At 65.5% G+C, this 14763-nt stretch carries 14 protein-coding genes; all 14 read right to left on the bottom strand.

Annotated elements, in window-relative coordinates:
• Positions 1 to 8: 8 nt before the first annotated feature.
• Positions 9 to 1226 carry a flagellin gene (locus RZA67_RS08560; RefSeq protein ID WP_317212300.1) on the bottom strand — a complete coding sequence of 406 codons (1218 nt, stop codon included), beginning with the start codon at positions 1224 to 1226 and terminating at the stop codon, positions 9 to 11.
• 76 nt (positions 1227 to 1302) lie between these two features.
• The gene (locus RZA67_RS08555) at positions 1303 to 2505 is read right to left on the bottom strand and encodes a flagellin (protein ID WP_317212299.1); all 1203 of its coding nucleotides are present in this window, start codon (positions 2503 to 2505) and stop codon (positions 1303 to 1305) included.
• A 73-nt stretch (positions 2506 to 2578) separates the two neighbouring features.
• Positions 2579 to 3739, bottom strand: a complete 1161-nt coding sequence (locus RZA67_RS08550) for a flagellin (protein WP_317212298.1) — start codon at positions 3737 to 3739, stop codon at positions 2579 to 2581.
• Positions 3740 to 4137: 398 nt separating this feature from the next.
• Complete coding sequence (flgL, locus tag RZA67_RS08545; protein ID WP_317212297.1) at positions 4138 to 5340, bottom strand: flagellar hook-associated protein FlgL; 1203 nt, start codon at positions 5338 to 5340, stop codon at positions 4138 to 4140.
• Entirely contained in the window at positions 5337 to 7217 is a 1881-nt protein-coding gene (gene flgK / locus RZA67_RS08540) for a flagellar hook-associated protein FlgK (RefSeq protein ID WP_317212296.1), read from the bottom strand. The genes flgL and flgK overlap by 4 nt, the downstream gene beginning before the upstream one ends.
• Before the next feature lie 8 nt (positions 7218 to 7225).
• A complete protein-coding gene (gene flgJ / locus RZA67_RS08535) occupies positions 7226 to 8452 on the bottom strand; it encodes a flagellar assembly peptidoglycan hydrolase FlgJ (protein WP_317212295.1) in 1227 nt (408 codons plus the stop codon).
• Between the two features lies 1 nt (position 8453).
• Entirely contained in the window at positions 8454 to 9572 is a 1119-nt protein-coding gene (locus tag RZA67_RS08530) for a flagellar basal body P-ring protein FlgI (RefSeq protein WP_317212294.1), read from the bottom strand.
• 10 nt (positions 9573 to 9582) lie between these two features.
• Positions 9583 to 10275 carry a flagellar basal body L-ring protein FlgH gene (gene flgH, locus RZA67_RS08525; RefSeq protein ID WP_317212293.1) on the bottom strand — a complete coding sequence of 231 codons (693 nt, stop codon included), beginning with the start codon at positions 10273 to 10275 and terminating at the stop codon, positions 9583 to 9585.
• Positions 10276 to 10298: 23 nt separating this feature from the next.
• Positions 10299 to 11084, bottom strand: a complete 786-nt coding sequence (flgG, locus tag RZA67_RS08520) for a flagellar basal-body rod protein FlgG (protein ID WP_317212292.1) — start codon at positions 11082 to 11084, stop codon at positions 10299 to 10301.
• 104 nt (positions 11085 to 11188) lie between these two features.
• Positions 11189 to 11941, bottom strand: coding sequence for a flagellar basal body rod protein FlgF (locus tag RZA67_RS08515; protein ID WP_317212291.1), 753 nt, complete (start codon positions 11939 to 11941; stop codon positions 11189 to 11191).
• Between the two features lie 31 nt (positions 11942 to 11972).
• Positions 11973 to 13196 carry a flagellar hook protein FlgE gene (gene flgE / locus RZA67_RS08510; RefSeq protein WP_317212289.1) on the bottom strand — a complete coding sequence of 408 codons (1224 nt, stop codon included), beginning with the start codon at positions 13194 to 13196 and terminating at the stop codon, positions 11973 to 11975.
• Positions 13197 to 13228: 32 nt separating this feature from the next.
• Entirely contained in the window at positions 13229 to 13906 is a 678-nt protein-coding gene (locus RZA67_RS08505) for a flagellar hook capping FlgD N-terminal domain-containing protein (protein ID WP_317212288.1), read from the bottom strand.
• 25 nt (positions 13907 to 13931) lie between these two features.
• Entirely contained in the window at positions 13932 to 14339 is a 408-nt protein-coding gene (gene flgC / locus RZA67_RS08500) for a flagellar basal body rod protein FlgC (RefSeq protein WP_317212287.1), read from the bottom strand.
• Between the two features lie 3 nt (positions 14340 to 14342).
• Positions 14343 to 14738 carry a flagellar basal body rod protein FlgB gene (gene flgB, locus RZA67_RS08495; protein ID WP_317212286.1) on the bottom strand — a complete coding sequence of 132 codons (396 nt, stop codon included), beginning with the start codon at positions 14736 to 14738 and terminating at the stop codon, positions 14343 to 14345.
• Positions 14739 to 14763 lie beyond the last annotated feature (25 nt).

Genomic DNA, 14763 nt, shown 5'->3' with positions numbered 1-14763 from the left:
CATTGTGATCAGCGCAGCAGGCTGAGCACGTTCTGCGGCACCTGGTTGGCCTGGGCCAGCATGGCCGTACCGGCCTGCTGCAGGATCTGGGTGCGGGTCAGCTCGGCCGTTTCCTTGGCGAAGTCGGTGTCCTTGATGCGGCTGCGCGAAGCCGACAGGTTTTCCGACGAGGTCTGCAGATTGGCCACCACCGAGGTAAAGCGGTTCTGCACGGCACCCAGGTCGGCACGGGTGCTGTTGATCGAGTCCAGTGCCTTGTCGACGATCTGCAGGGCCTGCTGCGCATTGCCGTAGCTGGTGACCTTCAGGTCAGCCGCGTGCTTTGCGTCGGTTGCCACCAAGGCATCAGCGTCGGCCAGAGTGACGCCGGTAGCGGTGATCTGGTCACCAACTTTGCCCTCTTTCCACGAGCTCAAGGTAACCTTGCCGTCCTTGTCCACGTCGGCCGCTACGCCCAGTTCAGCGGTTTTTTCGTTGATGGCAGCCGCAATAGCATTGCCCTGTGCCACCACACTGGCAGCTTCGGCATCGTCCTCGTCACCGGCGCTGCCACCTTCATAGGTGACACCGGTGAAGGACACCGTCTTGCCGTTGGCGGTGATGGAGAAGTCGGCCACTGTGCCAGCATTGAACGTGAACGTACCGCTGCCGGCCGGCGTTTCGGTAACGGTTGCTGCTGCAGCCGTGGTGGTTGCGCTGGCAAACAGGCTGCTGCCCAGCGAGTCGGCCTTGGCATTGGTGATCTTGTCGATCGCAATGGCCTGGCCGGCGTTGGCGCCGACCTGGAACAGCTGGCTTGAGAACGAGCCGTCCAGCAGCTTGGTGCCGTTGAACTCGCTCTGCTTGGCAACGCGGTCGATTTCACTGACCAGCTGGTCAACTTCCGACTGCAGGGCCAGACGGTCGCTGGAGGAGTTGGTGGCGTTGGAAGCCTGCACCGCCAGCTCACGGATGCGCTGCAGGTTGTTGCCGATCTCGGTCAGCGAACCTTCGGCAACCTGGGCCAGCGAGATGCCATCGTTGGCATTGCGGATGGCCACGTCGGTACCGCGGATCTGGGTGCCGAAGCGCTCGGAGATCGCCAGACCTGCCGCATCATCCTTGGCGCTGTTGATGCGCAGGCCCGAGGACAGGCGCTGGATGGTGGTAGCCAGCGAGGCGCCACTGGAGCTCAGGTTGCGCTGAGCGTTCAGGGACATCGTGTTGGTGTTGATGACTTGTGCCATTACGGTATTCCTTGGCAGATGAGAGGTTCAGTTGCCGCCGGTGCGCGAGGCGCCGGCGGCGATCACACCGGTGTGATCAGCGCAGCAGGCTGAGCACGTTCTGCGGCACCTGGTTGGCCTGGGCCAGCATGGCCGTACCGGCCTGCTGCAGGATCTGGGTGCGGGTCAGTTCGGCGGTTTCCTTGGCGAAGTCGGTGTCCTTGATGCGGCTGCGCGAAGCCGACAGGTTCTCCGTCGAGGTCTGCAGGTTGGCCACCACCGAGGTGAAGCGGTTCTGCACGGCACCCAGGTCGGCACGGGTGCTGTTGATCGACTGCAGCGCGTTGTCGACAATTTCCAGTGCTTTCTGCGCACCAGCGACGTCGGTGATCTTGACGTCCTTCAGGGTCGAAGCGGTGGTGCCTGCCGCGATCTGGGTGGCCGCGGTGACGCTGGTGCCACCACCGGTAACGGCCAGTGCCGCGATGTCGGCCGCGCTGAGGTCGGCCTTGACCGAGGTCAGGGTGATCGAGCCAGCCGTGAACACCGGCGGGCTGGCGCCGTTGTTGGTCTGCTGCGCATAGACGCCGGTTTCGCCCATCTTGGCGTTGATCGCCGCAATGGTGGCATTCATGGCGTTGGCCACGGTGCCTGCGTCATTGGCGCCCTGCTCATACTTGATCGTGTCCAGTTTGACGGTGCCGATCTGCATGCCGGTGATCTCACCGCTGGTCAGCGCGGTGGCCGCGCCCATGGTCAGAACGCCGTTCTGAGCGAAGGTCGAGGTGCCGATCGACTCGGCCTGGGCGTTGGTGATCTTGTCGATTGCAATGGCCTGGCCGGCGTTGGCACCGACCTGGAACAGCTGGCTGGAGAACGAGCCATCCAGCAGCTTGGTGCCGTTGAATTCGCTCTGCTTGGCGACGCGGTCGATCTCGCTGACAAGCTGGTCAACTTCCGACTGCAGCGCCAGGCGGTCACTGGAGGAGTTGGTGGCGTTGGCCGACTGGACAGACAGCTCACGGATACGCTGCAGGTTGTTGCCGATCTCGGTCAGCGAGCCTTCGGCGACCTGGGCCAGCGAGATGCCGTCGTTGGCATTGCGGATGGCCACATCGGTACCGCGGATCTGGGTACCGAAGCGCTCGGAGATCGCCAGGCCAGCCGCATCGTCCTTGGCGCTGTTGATGCGCAGGCCCGAGGACAGGCGCTGGATGGTGGTGGCCAGAGAGGCGCCACTGGAGCTCAGGTTACGCTGAGCATTCAGTGACATCGTGTTGGTGTTGATGACTTGTGCCATGAGGAGAGGTCCTTGAGCAGTTGCACGTGAGTGAAGTCAGTCACCCCCGACGTGCCCCGGGGGCGCCTCGATGTCAGCGCTGCAACAGGCTGAGCACGTTCTGGGGTACCTGGTTGGCCTGGGCCAGCATGGCGGTGCCGGCCTGCTGCAGGATCTGGGTGCGGGTCAGTTCGGCCGTTTCCTTGGCAAAGTCCGTATCGCGGATGCGGCTGCGCGAGGCCGACAGGTTTTCCGAGGACGTCTGCAGGTTGGCCACCACCGAGGTGAAACGGTTCTGGATGGCGCCGAGGTCGGCGCGCACGCTGTTGACCGATTCCAGCGCCTTGTCGACGATTTCCAGTGCCTGCTGCGCACCTTCGTAGGTGGTGATGTCCAGGCTGGAGACGTGCCTGGCGTCGGCATCGGCGGCGGCGGCGGTCGGTGCGGCAGCCGTGGAGTTGGCGTGGCCCAGGTTGGCGGCACCGTTGATGTACAGATCCTGGTCGGCCTTGACCGGCACCAGCTGCAGGGCCGGCTCGCCGCCGGCCAGGGTGATGGCCTTGGCGTACACGCCGGTCTCGCTCAGCTTGCTGTTGATGGCGGCGGCCGCACCGGAGAGAAAGGCTTCGGCATCGTCGGCAGCCGGGATGGTGCCGATGGCCACGCCATTGATCGAAACGCCCGCCAGTTCGGTGAAGACGGTCACCGCGGTGCCATCGGTGGCATCAGCAAAGCGCGTGGTGCCCAGCGCGTCGGCCCGGGCATCGACCACGCTGTTGATCGCGATCGACTGGCCGGCATTGGCGCCCACCTGGAACAGCTGGCTGGTGAAGCTGCCATCGAGCAGCTTGGTGCCGTTGAAGTCGCTCTGCTTGGCGACGCGGTCCACTTCGCTCATCAGCTGCGAGACTTCGGCCTGCAGCGCTTCGCGGTCGCTCTTGGAGTTGGTGGCATTGGACGCCTGCACGGCCAGTTCGCGGATGCGCTGCAGGTTGTTGCCGACTTCGCTGAGCGAACCTTCGGCGACCTGGGCCAGCGAGATGCCGTCGTTGGCGTTGCGGATGGCCACATCCAGGCCGCGGATCTGCGTGCTGAACCGCTCGCTGATGGCCAGGCCGGCGGCGTCGTCCTTCGCGCTGTTGATGCGCAGGCCGGAAGACAGGCGCTGGATGGTGGTGGCCAGCGATGCACCGGAGGTGCTCAGGTTGCGCTGAGCGTTCAGGGACATCGTGTTGGTGTTGATTACCTGTGCCATGGGGTCGTCTCCTCTTATTTGGAACCCGTTGGTGAAAGCGAAGTGCCGCCGTTTGATTTATGTGTTGGTCGTGCACTTCGCCGTGCCAAATGAATAACGGCGACCCCCAGACAACCTTTAGCCGGAATTCGGTTTTTGCGAAAATCCTTTGTTTTCATGGGCCTGGAAGCGGATTTGTGCCGGGGCGCGGTAGCGGCCGACAGTCAGGGTTCTTTAGCGGAATTGGTCGAAATCCGTATCTGCGTTCCTTGCCCCCGCTGGGCGAGGAGCGTTGGCACTGACACTTCTGATTCCTTTCGGCTGCACGAGGTGACCCGGCGTCGGCCGGTGAAAAACAGAAAGGCCGCGATGCGGAGCATCGCGGCCTTCGGCAAGACAGCAGGGTGGGGGGGGGGCGGTCAGCCCAGGCGCTGGAACAACGACATCTGCTGCATCTGGGTGAAGATGGTCTGCGCCGCCTGCAGCGCGGTCTGCTCCAGCTGGTACTGGCTCAATGCATCGGCGTAGTCCAGGTCGCGCATGCCCGACAGCGTTGTCTTGAGCGTCACCGCGTTGGACTCACGCATGTCCGCTGCGTTGTCGACCGCCTTGAGCTGCGCGCCACCTGCGGCGCGGCCGTCAATCATCCGCTCCGAGGCCCTGGCCACGTCACGCAGTGCGCTCTGCAGCTTGTTCTGCTGGGCAGCGAGCAGGGCAGGGGTGCCCACATCACTGTTTAGCGCTCCGATAAGCCCATCCATCGTGGCGAAGATGTCCCGGCTGCCGGCCGCGTTCACGTCGAAGCTGTCACCGACGGCAGGCTCGCCATCGAGCTGCAGGCGCACGCCGTTCACCACGATCTCGTCACCCGCCTTGAGCGTGCCGGTGGCGGTCACCGTGCCATTGGCATCGACCACCTCGTAGGCGTCGCTGGCAGTGAACCGCACGCTGAAGCCCTGACCACTCCAGTTGCCGGTGCCGTCGCGGGTGATGTTGGTGAGCACGGCCCTGCCGGTATTGGTGGCAGCAGGGCCGCCATCCACGCTGCCGTCGCCGGTGGGAATACGCAGGAAGATCTCGCTGCCCGGCAGTGCGTCCTTGGCGTAGGTATCAGGGCCGATCAGTACCTGGCGCTGGGTCTGGTCGCCGCTGTAGACAATGCTGCCACCGACCTGGCTGAACGGCGGATCGGCGTCCTGCGTGCCACCAAAGAGGTAGCGTCCGGTGCCGTCGGTGCTGTTGGCCAGCGAGAGCAGTCCATCGCGGATCTGCTCGATCTCGGTGACCAGCGACTTCTTGTCGGCCTCGCCCAGCGCAGGGTTGCTGGCCTGGATGGTCAGCTCGCTTACCCGGCCCATCAGGTCGTTGATCTGGGCCAGGGTGTTTTCCTGCAGGCCAAGGCGGTTCTGCAGGTTGCCGGCATTGAGCTTCATCTGGTCAAGCGCCGCCAGGCTGCGGTCCAGGCTGACTGCCGTACCGGAGGCCACCGGATCGTCCTTGGCACTGACCAGCCGGCTGCCGGTCGCGATCTGACGTTCAAGGTGGCTGAGCTTGGCCTGCTTGTTCATCATCAACCAGACCGACTGGTTGAACATCATATTGGTGGAGATGCGGTCATTCATCGGCCCACGGCTCCCAGAATGGTCTGAAACATGGTGTCTGCGGTGGAGATCAACTGTGATGCCGCCTGGTAGGCCTGTTGCAGCCGGAGCATGTCGGCCGCTTCTTCATCCAGGTTGACGCCGGAAATCGAATCCCGGCGAGCCTGTGCCTGGTCGGTGATGACCTGCTGGGCACTGAGCGAATACTCCGCCGCACGGGCGGCCGCGCCGACCTGTGTGGTCAATCCGCCGAGCGCGCCGTTGAGGGTGATGGTGCCAGCGTTGAAGACCTTGGCATTCTCGACCTGGTTCATCGCCAGCGCGTTGCTGTTGTCCGACGAGCCCACCGGAGTGGGAGTGATGCTGAAGCTGTCACCCGCCTTTGGCGCGCCGTCGAGCACTACGCTCCAGCCATTGGCGCTGATGGTCTGGCCGGGGGTGTAGGTGAACGGGCCGGCACCATCAATGGTGTAGGTGGACGCATCGGTAAACAGAATGTTGGCAGCATTGCGCAGCGCCGGATTGGCCGCGTCGGTGACGCTGACGTTGCCGAGCTTGCCCGTGCCGGTATTGCTCAGGGTCGCACCTGCCTTGACCGGTGCGGCTGCGGCGATGCGCGAGGTATCGGAGATGGCTACCTTGATTCCGCCGGCCACACCGGCGGTGGGCTGCAGCAGAAAGCGGTCGCCGGCATCGGGCGTACCGCCGGTCACCAGTGCCACACCGTTGAGTAGCAGCGGATCGTCTGCGGTGCCGGTGCCGGTCAGCGGCACGTTGGCGCCTGTGTCGGCCCGGTTTGCCACCCAGTTGCCGCCATCGAAGCTGAGCACGATATTGTGGCCATCCAGCTTGGCGAGATCGCCGAAGCTGGCACTCACGCTGCCGGTACCGGTGTTCTTCGCATGCGTGGTCACCCGCGGGCTGCCGATGTCGAAGAAGTCCGCGCCCATCTGCCCATACAGGTCGACACCCTGGCGGTGTACCTCGTTGAAACTGCTTGCCAGGCCGATGGCCAGCTTGCCCAGTTCCGCCTGCGCCGGGTCCAGCACGGTGCTGCGGAACTCCAGCAGCCCGCCAATCTGACCGCCCAGCGCCTTCGGGTCCAGGGTGATCTTCAGCCCCTGCGTCTCCAGCGCCATCTGCAGGCGCTCGGGCTGGAACGCGTCGACCACCGTGGTGACCTTGCTGGCGGTGGTGCCCACCACCAGTGGATGGCCGCCGGCAGTGTAGACATTGAGCAGGCCGCCATCCTGGATCACCGCTGTTCCGCCGGTGTAGCCGACCAGGTTGGCGATCAGCTGGTCACGGCGGTCCAGCAGATCGGGCGCGGCGGTGTCCACATTGCCGCCGATGACACCATTGAGCTGGGCGATCTCAGCCGCGAGCCGGTTGACCTCGGTGGCACCGGCCAGCAACCCGTTGTTGACTTCCTGGCTGAGATTGTTGAGGTTGCTGTTGAGCTGCGAGAACCGGCTGGCCAACGTGCCGCCGCTGTCGAGCATGCTCTGCCGGTTGGTACTGGCCGAGGCGTTGGAAGACAGCCCGCTGACCGCGTCGAAGAAGTTAGACCAGACACCGGCCACGTTGGTGGCCGTGTCGGAGAACAGCGCATCGACACGGTCGGCCATGCTCGACAACTGTTTCAGGCGCGCAAGCTCACCGCTGCCGTCGAGCAGGCGCGAGATCGCCAGCTGGTCGGCAACGCGGCGGATGTCGGTGATCCGGGTGCCGTTGCCCATCGTGCCGTAGCCGAGGCTCTGCGGGTCGGCGGTGGCGAAGTCGACCTTCTGCCGGCTGTAGCCGGGCGTGTTGATGTTGGCGACGTTATGGCTGGTGGTGGCCAGGGCGCGCTGGAAGGCGAGCAGGGCGCTGGTACCGGTAGAGAGTACGCTGGGCATGGGATTCCTTAACGACGGGTGGTGCCCAGCGCGGCCACTTGGGTCGCGCTGGCGAAGGTCTGGCCGGCGCTGCCGCCGGCATCGCTGATCGCCGCAAGGGCGCGACCGATGGTGCGGCCGCCCGCGATGGACGCGATCTTGGCGGCGTAGGTTGGGTCGGTGGCATAGCCGGCCTGCTGCAGACCACGGGCGAAGCCGACCACATTGGTGCCTGCCTGCAGAGCACGCTGGTAGCGCGGGTTGTTCTTCAGCAGCCGTACGTAATCGGCAAAGCTCTCGGCAGGCGAACCGTAGCTGCGGAACGCAGCAGTCTCATAGCGCCGCACACCGCCGATGACTTCATGGGTACCCACCGTGGCGCGGTCACCCTTCCAGCCGGTGGCCTTGATGCCGAACAGGTTGTGCGAAATGCGGCCATCACCATGCTTGATCTGACGCTTGCCCCAGCCGGTTTCCAACGCGGCCTGTGCGACCAGCGCGCGCGGATCCACCCCCAGCTCCTTCGCTGCACCTTGGGCATGTGGCCAGATGCTGGCGACAAACCCTTCGGGCGTGTGCGCGCCGAGCTGGGCCACGGCCTGGTGGCTGGCCATGGCATCGCGGGCGCTTGGGATGCTGCCGCGGTTGCTGGCTGTGGCCTGCCACTGGTCGCTGCTCACAGCCCAGTCAGCGTTGCCTGCGTCGGTCTGCTGCGGGGCGGCGTACGGGTCGTCCATGCCGATGGCCTGGTGCAGGCTGCTGCTGTCGCGCCCGGCAATCAGGTCCAGGGTCTGCTCCATGCCGACCTGCATCGGATCCTGCAGGCGCTGCACGGCGTGCTGGTTGCCCTGCGCCATCTGCTTCAGTACCTGCACGGCCTGGCCACGGTCTTCCAGCGGCAGCGCCGCAGGCAGCTCGGCCGGTGCGTTGAGCTGATAGGCACGACTGGCCCTGGCCGGGTCGATCTGCGTGTCCAGCGCCGGCGCCTGCCCTTGCTGCCCGCTGAGCTGGCGGGCGATCACGCTGGACAGCCCCAGTCCACGCCCACGGGTCATGGCTTCGGCGATCCTGTTGTCGTACATCTCACGGAACAAGGTGTTTTCGCCGGGGAACAGCGAGTCGCCGAAGCTGGCCTCGCGCATGCTCTTGATCAGCATCTGCGCGAACTGGCCTTCGAGCTGGCGCGAAACCTTGTCGATCTGTGCCGGGTCCTGGGCGCGGCCCGGATTGAGATCGAGGGCGGGAGTGATGCGCACGTCAGATCACCTCGAGCTCGGCGCTCAGCGCACCGGCCTGCTTGAGTGCCTCCAGAATCGCAATCAGGTCACCCGGCGCTGCGCCGACGGCGTTGACCGCGTGCACGATCTCATCCAGCGAGGTACCGCCGTTGAACTTGAACATGCGGCTGCCATCGTTGGTCGCGGTCACCGTCGAGGTGGGCGCGGCGACGGTCTGTCCACCCGCAAAGGCGTTGGGCTGGCTCACCGCCACGCCTTCCTGGATGGTCACGGTCAGTGAGCCATGGGCAATCGCCGCCGGCCCGACCTTGACCTGCTGTCCAATGACCACGGTGCCGGTACGCGAGTTCACCACCACCTTGGCCGGCGCACTGCCGGGGGTCAGCTCCAGATTCTCGATGCGCGCCAGCAGGCCGATGCGTGCACCGGGGTCGGTCGGTGCCTGCACGGCGACGGTCACACCGTCCACCGCGCGGGCGACACCGGGGCCGAACGCATTGTCCAGGGCGGCCACCATGCGCGAGACGGTAGTGAAGTCGTTGGTGTGCAGGTTCAGGGTGATCTCGCCGGTAGCGCCAAACACATCGGGCAGGGCACGCTCGACCGTAGCGCCGTTGGGAATGCGGCCCACGCTGGGAATATTGACCGATACGCGCGAGCCGTCGCGGCCCTGTGCGCCGAAGCCGCCCACCACCAGGTTGCCCTGGGCGATCGCATAGACCTGGCCGTCGGCGCCCTTCAGCGGGGCCATCAGCAGCGAGCCGCCGCGCAGCGACACTGCGTTGCCGATAGAGGACACGGTCACGTCGATAGGCTGGCCCGGCTTGGCAAACGGCGGCAGCTCGGCGTGGATGGCAACGGCGGCTACATTCTTGAGCTGCGGGTTGACCCCGGCCGGCACGTTGACGCCCAGTTCGCCAAGCAGGTTCTTCAGGCTCTGCACGGTGAACGGCGCCTGGCTGGTACGGTCGCCGCTGTTGTCCAGGCCGACCACCAGACCGTAGCCGACCAGCGCGTTGCCGCGCACGCCGCCGACCTGGGCCAGGTCCTTGATGCGTTCGGCGCTGGCGGGCGCGATGACGGCCAGCCAGATCAGCGCGCTCAGCAGCAGGATGCGGGTGAGGGAAATTCGGGTCATGGCGGCAGGCTCAGAACGGGGTCAGGGCAGAGTTGAAGAAGCGGCTCAGCCAGCCCATGGCGTTGGACTGCGCCACCGGACCGCGGCCGCCGTAGACAATGCGCGCATCGCCCACGCGGCTGGAGGGCACGCTGTTGTCCGGGCTGATGTCGGCCGGTCGCACGATGCCCTGCACCTGGACCAGTTCATCACCCTGGTTGAGCCGCAGGTTCTTCTGCCCCTGCACCACGAGGTTGCCGTTGGGCAGGCGCTGGATGACCTGTACGGTCACGCTGCCCTGCAGGCGGTTGCTCTGCGCGCTGTTGCCCTGGCCAGTGAAGTCGCGGCTGCCGCTGGCGCTGGCGCCGAGGATGTCCTTGCCGCCGAGCGTTACCGGCGCGCCGAACAGGGTCGGGCTGGCGATGGCCACGTTCGACTCCTTGCTGGTCTTGGTGTTGGCAGTGGTGGAGGCATTGGTCGACTCCAACAACGTGATCGTCAGCAGGTCACCGACATCGCGGGCGCGGCGGTCACCGTACAGCTGCAGCCCGGGGCCGGCAGCATAGATGGCTCCGGCGGTCGGTGCGGCCTGCTGCGGCATGATCGGCGCGATGGGCGCCATGGCGGGATAAGGGCGGACGTCGCCGGCGATCACGCAGCCGCCCAGCAGGGCGACCACGCAGGCGGCGAGGCTCAGGCGGAGGAGGGCGGAAGCGTGCGTCATGGGTGAAATCCCGGAAGGACGGATCAGACGTTCTGGTTGAGGTAGCCGAGCATCGAGTCGGTGGTCGAGATCGCTTTGGCGTTCATTTCGTAGGCGCGCTGGGTTTCAATCATCGACACCAGCTCTTCAACCACGTTGACGTTGCTGCCTTCCAGCGCGCCCTGCACCACGTTGCCCAGGCCATTGAGACCGGGGTTGCCGTTCTGTGCCGGCCCGGAGGCGGTGGTTTCCAGGAACAGGTTCTCGCCACGGGCCTGCAGGCCCGCAGGGTTGATGAAATCGGTCAGGGTCAGCGCGCCGATCTCGACGGTGGCGGCGTCGTCGGCCATCTTCACGCTGACCGTACCGTCGTTGCCGATGGTCAGGCTCTGCGCGCCCTCGGGAATCTGGATGCCCGGCTGCACCGGGTAGCCGCTGTTGGTGACCAGCTGGCCGTCCTGGTTGATCTTGAACGCGCCATCGCGCGTGTAGGCCGAACTGCCATCCGGCATCTGCACCTCAAAGAAGCCACGGCCATTGACCATCACGTCCAGCGCGCGGCCGGTCTGCTGCTGGCTGCCCTGTTCGAAGTTCTTGGCGGTGGCGACCACGCGCACGCCGGTACCGACCTGCAGGCCCGTGGGCAGCTGGGTCTGCGCGGAGGAGGCGCCGCCGGGCTGACGGACCTGCTGGTACAACAGGTCCTCGAAACTGGCACGGTCCTGCTTGAAGCCGGTGGTGTTGGTGTTGGCGAGGTTGTTGGACACCACAGACATGCGCGTCTGCTGCGCATCCAATCCGGTCTTTGCGATCCACAATGCCTGGTTCATATCGATTTCCTGTGCGGTAGGTGATGCGCAGCTGCCGTATGCGCTGCGGGGAGCCCTGCACGAAGACAGTGCAAGCCCCGTGCCACGGCGGTGACGGAATTCCGTCAGCCGTTCAGGCGCAGCAGGCTGTTGGCCGAGCGGGCGTTGTCGTCACCGTGCTTGAGCACCTTCACCTGCATCTCGTACTGACGCTGCAGCTGGATCATCTGCACCAGCGCGCCAGCTGCATCGACGTTGCTGCCCTCCAGCTGGCCGCTCTCCAGTGACTTGCCCTGCGCCTGCACGAAGGGCTGCTGCGGGTCGTTGTTGCGGAACAGTCCATCCAGCCCGCGCTGCAGCCGCTCGTCTGCGGCGGAGACGACCTTGATCCGGCCGATCATCGCCATCGTCTGCGGGCCTTCGCCGAGCGGCACGATCGAGATCGTGCCGTCGTTGCCGATTTCCATCGCCTGGTGCGGCGGGATCGCGATCGGGTTGCCGTTGTCGTCCAGAACGGCATGCCCGCCGGAGGTCACCAGCTGCCCGTTGGGCGTCAGCGACAGCGCCGCGCCGCGGGTGTAGGCCTCGCCGTCACCCTGCGGGGACTGGACCGCCAGCCAGTTACCGGCCTGCAGCGACAGGTCCAGAGGATTGCCGGTGATCTGCTGGGCCCCCTGGCGTCGGTTGAACCCGGCATCCACGTGCAGGGCATCAACCCGCGAGGCGAAGCCCTGGCCGCGGACCGGAAACGCTTCAGTGTTGGCCAGCGCTTCCTTGAAGCCAGGCGTGTCGGTATTGGCGAGGTTGTGCGAGAGCGTGCCCTGCGCCTGCAGGGAAGCGCGCGCGCCGGTCATCGCCACATAGAGGGCCTTGTCCATGGTCAGGTTCCGTGATGCGGGTCAGGGGTCATCAACGGATGTTGATGATGGTCTGGGTGATCTGGTCCTGGGTGCTGACCATCTGCGCGTTGGCCTGGAAGTTGCGCTGTGCGGTGATCATGTTGACCAGCTGTTCGGTGAGGTCGACCGTGGAGGACTCCAGCGAGCCGGCCTGGATCTTGCCCAGGTTGGACGTGTCCGGCTGACCGGTGCGGGCCGTGCCCGAGTCGAAGGTCTCGGCCCAGAGATTGTTGCCCTTGGCCTGCAGACCCTGCGGGTTGTTGAAGGTGGTCAGCGCCACCTGGCCCAGCGCACGGTCATCGCCGTTGGAGTAACGCGCGAAGACGACGCCTTCTTCGGAGATGGTGATCTCGTTGAGCTTGCCGGCCGCATAGCCGTCCTGGGCGGTATTGCGCAGCGCGAACTGCTCGCCGTACTGGGTCGAGCCGCTCAGGTCCAGCGTCATGGCCAGCTCGCCGGCACCGGTGCTGGGGGTGAACGGGTCCATGACGATGCGGCCGTTGGCCGGGGCGGTCAGCGTCCCGGTGTCGGAGAAGGTCAGCGGTACGGCGTCGCCGGCCGGTTGACCGTCGACGTAGTTGTGCACTTCCCACTGGTTCGGCGTGGCGGTCTTGACGAAGTAGGAGGTCTGCGTGTGGCTGACGCCCAGCGAGTCATAGACGGTGATGCCGCCGGTGGAGTGGCTGTAGCTGTTCGAATTGGTCGGATCGAACGGGGTCACCGTTGGCTGCTTGGCGTTTGCCGGCAGGGTGAAGCTGACGTTGACCATGCTGGTCTGGCGCGGCGGGCTGTCGGTGGTCAACAGCTGCAGGTCGGTCATGCGCCCAGCGTCGAAACTGGAGCCGTCGGCGGTGGGAGCGAACACCTGCAGACGCGCACCCTGCGGGTTGACCACGTAGCCCTGCTGGTCGGTCTGGAAGTTGCCCGCGCGCGAGTAGACCCGCGCACCGTTCATGGTCAGGGTGAAGAAACCTTCGCCGGACACGGCCATGTCCAGGCTGCGGCCGGTCTGCTCGTTGTTGCCCTGGATGAACTGCTGGGCCACGTTGGTGGTGCGCACGCCCGAGCCGATCGCATTCTTTGACAGCCCGTAACTGGTGGCCTGGAACAGGTCCGCGAACTCGGCGCGCGACTCCTTGAAGCCGGTGGTGTTGACGTTGGCGATGTTGTTGGCGGTGACGTTCAGGTCGCTGTTGGCGGCGTTGATGCCGGACAGGGAAATATTGAAGCCCATGGGATGATCCTCGTGGATGCGTTGGGTGCGGCTCAGCTGACGCGGAGCACGTAGTCGATCGGGGCCGTGCCCAGGCCCTTCAGGTTCAGGTACAGCCCGTCCGAGCCGACGGTCACGCTTTCCACCGGGGCCTGCACGTAGGTGGAGAGCTTGGTCTCGGTACCATTGGTGGCCGCGTGGGTGGCCGCGATGGTGTAGGTGCCCGGGGCCATCCGGTTGCCGTTGGCATCGGTGCCGTCCCACTCGAAGGCCACCTCGCCGGATGCCTTGGCCTCGACGCTTAGCTGTTTGACCTTGACCCCATTGGCGTCAGTGATGTCCACCGTCACAAAGCCGGCGCCCGGCGCGGCGACCGTGCCACTGGCGCTGCCTTCCTTTTCCAGCATCATCTTCTCGGAGGGTACAAGCACATCGTGGCCGACCAGTGCGGCCCCGCGCAGCACCTGGTCGCTGGCCATCGCGCTCTGGAAGCCCTTGACCGTGTTGTTCAGATCGGTGACGCCCTGCACTGTCGACAGTTGCGCCATCTGCGCGACCATCTGCGAGTTGTCCATGGGTTTGAGGGGGTCCTGGTGCTGCAGCTGCTCGGTCATCAGGCGCAGGAAGTCGGCCTGGTCGAGGGTGCTCTTGCGGCTGCTGGCATTGCCGTTGGGCGCGGTCAGGCCAAGCGCGCTGTAGACGTCCTGGCTGGTCTGGTTGACGGTGGTCATTGATAGGTCCTGTCAGCGTGCGGGGTCAGCGACCCATGGTCAGGGTCGCCAGCGCCAGTTCCTTGGCGGTGGTCAGCATTTCCACACCAGCCTGATAGTTGCGGGAGGTCGAGATCAGGTTGACCATCTGCGCGACCGGATCGACGTCGGGCTGGTAGATGTAGCCATCGGCATCGGCCAGCGGATGGCCCGGCTCGTAACGCTTGATCGGTGCCGCCTCGCTCTGGCTGATTTCCTTCACCTGCACCGTGGTGATGTTCGGGTCGGTGCGACTGTTGACCGCCTGGAAGACCGGTTCCAGCGGCTTGTAGACCGCATCGGGCGAGCCGGCCAGCGAATCGGCGTTGGCCAGATTGGAGGCGATGGTGCTCATGCGCACCGACTGCGCCTGCAGTGCCGAGCCGGCGATATCGAAGATCGGGAGATTGCTCATGGCTTACTGCCCCGTGATTGCGGTGAGCATCGAGCGCACCTTGGCTTCGACGAAGCTCAACGAAGCGCGGTATTCCAGCGCTGCACGACCGTAGGCGGCGCGTTCCTGGTCGGGGTCGACGGTGTTGCCGTCGATGCTGGGCTGCATCCCGGCGCGCTCGATCTGGAACGGGTTGAGCCCCGCGTTGAGGGCGTGATGCTGCTCATGGGTGGTGCGCATCAGGCCGTTGCCGGCCTGGCCCTGGGCGCTGCGCAGGGCAGCGTCGAAATCCAGGTCCTGGGCCTTGTAGCCGGGGGTGTCGGCGTTGGTCAGGTTGCTGGCGATGAGCTTCATGCGCTGCTCGCGCAACGGCATGGCCTGGGCATGCAGGCCCAGATAATCGGTAATCAGGTTGCGCATCACGCACTCCCGTGGGGACGATGCC

Origin of the sequence: Stenotrophomonas sp. C3(2023) (genome assembly GCF_032911385.1) — a bacterium.
Classification (GTDB): Bacteria; Pseudomonadota; Gammaproteobacteria; order Xanthomonadales; family Xanthomonadaceae; genus Stenotrophomonas.
The sequence above is the reverse complement of the archived record's forward strand: the minus strand, read 5'-3'. Positions and strand labels throughout refer to the sequence as shown.